Consider the following 2,658-nt stretch of genomic DNA (forward strand, 5'->3'; position numbering starts at 1 on the left):
AAGAACTTGATGAGCGTATTAAACAAATAGAAGCAGTTTAGTCAGTCACTAGAACGGCTTTTTAATATTAACAGGAGACCAAAATGTTAACTGATGTAACAGAATTCATCCAAGATTTGGATGTTGGTAATTTCAATGAAAAATTTGGAGTGGCATTTTTAATAAAGGGTGTTTCAGGCAAATTAAAATCAAAACAGAATTAGACATTAGTCTATCTAAAGCATTGGAATTGCCTAACGATGTAATAAATCGATATCCGAACGTTTCATTAAATAGATATCAAATAATACAAATTAACGGTGATAGCGTAGTTAAAGTTGTACGTTTATGCAGAACACAAATAGGTTATATCATCGAAATTAAGTAATTTTGCGGGGGAGATTCAAAAATTGGCAATAACACACAAATCACAAACAGAGAAGCAAAGTAAAGATTATTGGCGAACAGGTCCAGAGCTTGTTAATGATGCTCAAAAATTACTTAAAATTAGGTGGGTTAGCATCGATGTATGTGCTAAAGATCGTAATACATCAATTTGGTTATCAACAGCTTATATTGATGAAAATATTGACGCCCTAAGTCCTACGGTGAATTGGTATGAGCATCATATTGTTAAAAATAAATTTCTTTATAGAAGAGATTTACCAATGTTCTGTAACCCACCATTTAGTAAAAAATGCCAATTTTTCAGCGAAGCGATAGAACAGTCACAGTGCTATCACCAATGTATATTAATGGTCTTACCCTACCCCCCTTCAACAAAGCAATGGCATGAAAACGTACACGGCCAAGACTGCATTATTTACGTCCCAGACGGTCGTTATCAGTATTTATTACTAGACGGCACAAAACCAGTAAATAGCTGTAATTTTGAAACATGTTTAATTTCAATTGTACTGTTTAAATGCGGAAATGTAATGGTTAATGATAAGAGAGGGCAAGAAAAAGACATTGCAAACACAAGGAAGCCACCTTTTTCTGGATTATAGCTGTTTTAATGGTGATTATTTTTACCTTTATAAATAAAAAGAAAGCATTAAATCAATTAATTACAAAATTAAACATAAATATATATGAACTGAAAATAGGCTTAAGAGAAGCCAAAAAACAACTGGAGCAAGAAAATGGCGAAACACGCTCATACAGAATACACATATAGATGTGACATGTGTCAAAAAATTTCAAACAAACCACCTCCCGACATTTTAAATATTTTCATAATCCAGTGTTTAGATTCATCAATTAAATTAAATCTTAAAATAGATTTTTCTTACGAGTGGACGCCAAACGCAATCATTTGCAATGATTGTGTCATTAAATATTTGAAAGAATTTATGTAGAAACAGGAGAAAGAAAATGGCAAATAGAGGAATCAATAAAGTGATTCTAGTTGGTAACTTAGGGCAAGATCCCGAAATTCGCTATATGTCAAATGGAAGTGCTGTTGCTAATTTCACTGTTGCAACTTCAGAATTATGGAAAGATAGACAAACTGGGGAGCAAAAAGACCGTACAGAATGGCATCGAGTAATTGTCTTCGGTAAATTAGCAGAAATTGTTGGTAAATATGTCAAGAAAGGCACACAAGTTTATCTAGAAGGTCAATTACAAACTCGTAAATGGCAAGATCAAAGCGGCAACGATCGTTACATAACAGAAGTTGTTATCAATCCAATTGGTGGAACATTGCAAATTTTGGGACCTCGTATTAATGATATTAGACAAGAACAATTACAGCAACAAAATAATATTGATGCTCCACAATCACAAAACGAGCCACCAATAGATTTTAATGACGACATCCCATTTTAAAATCAATTAGTTATCAATGTGTCCGTCTTGTACAGTTTTACCCACTAACTCTGTTAATAACTAGTTTGTTATCTACCCTATCCCATTAATTTAAATTCAATTATCACGCTGATTATTTAGTGTGAGATAGCTATTGGTGAAAATATGTCAAAACTAACTAAGGTGCGAAACAACGGATGGCTACATGATAGCGGTATTTATGTAGCTAAATTTAATTTTGGTTATTTTGTTTATAAAAGTAAACAGGACTATCAAACGCCTTGCGCTGATTACATTTCATTTCAAACAATGAAAGAAGTTAAGGCTCATATCAGTAAAGTACTATCTAAAAGGAAATGATTATGCCCTCCAAATTTACAGTTCTAACAGGTGACTGTTTAGAATTATTAAAAAATATAGATGATAATACTATTAATTGTTGTGTTACATCTCCACCATACTACGGGTTGCGTGATTACGGCGTTGAAGGACAAATAGGTTTAGAAACAGACCCTCACGAATACATAAATAAACTAGTTACCGTGTTTGCAGAAGTTAAACGTGTATTACGAGATGATGGCGTTTTATGGATTAACATTGGCGATACTTATGCCGGAAGCGGTAAAGGGATATGGAATAATAAAGAAGCACAGATTGAAAGTTATATCCCCGACCCTAAAGGACCTCAATCAAAAATACCAAAAACATGGGCAGAACATGGCATAAAAGCAAAAGATTTAATAGGCATACCGTGGATGTTGGCTTTTGCTTTACGTGCTGATGGATGGTATTTACGACAAGATATTATTTGGTATAAACCAAATGCAATGCCGTCAAGTGTAAAAGATCGATGCACAACTTCACATG

3 protein-coding genes are annotated in these 2,658 nt (G+C 33.6%); all 3 read left to right on the plus strand.

The genetic code is table 11. The features are described from left to right. Positions 1-389: 389 nt before the first annotated feature. Positions 390-989, plus strand: coding sequence for a DNA N-6-adenine-methyltransferase (locus J3U74_RS12235; RefSeq protein WP_267328890.1), 600 nt, complete (start codon positions 390-392; stop codon positions 987-989). A gap of 367 nt (positions 990-1,356) precedes the next feature. Continuing rightward, positions 1,357-1,812 (plus strand): single-stranded DNA-binding protein, encoded by a 456-nt coding sequence (gene ssb, locus J3U74_RS12240; RefSeq protein WP_267364408.1) that lies wholly within the window; start codon positions 1,357-1,359, stop codon positions 1,810-1,812. Positions 1,813-2,153: 341 nt separating this feature from the next. Beyond that, a partial coding sequence (locus tag J3U74_RS12245) for a DNA-methyltransferase (RefSeq protein ID WP_267396043.1) occupies positions 2,154-2,658 on the plus strand: 505 nt, incomplete at its 3' end.

The organism is Gilliamella sp. B3892 (genome assembly GCF_026536305.1).
In the GTDB taxonomy this organism is placed as follows: Bacteria; Pseudomonadota; Gammaproteobacteria; order Enterobacterales; family Orbaceae; genus Gilliamella.

Excerpts from the sequence above, each read along its gene's own strand:
- ssb (WP_267364408.1), top strand. The coding sequence starts at position 1,357 with ATGGCAAATAGAGGAATCAATAAAGTGATTCTAGTTGGTAACTTAGGG.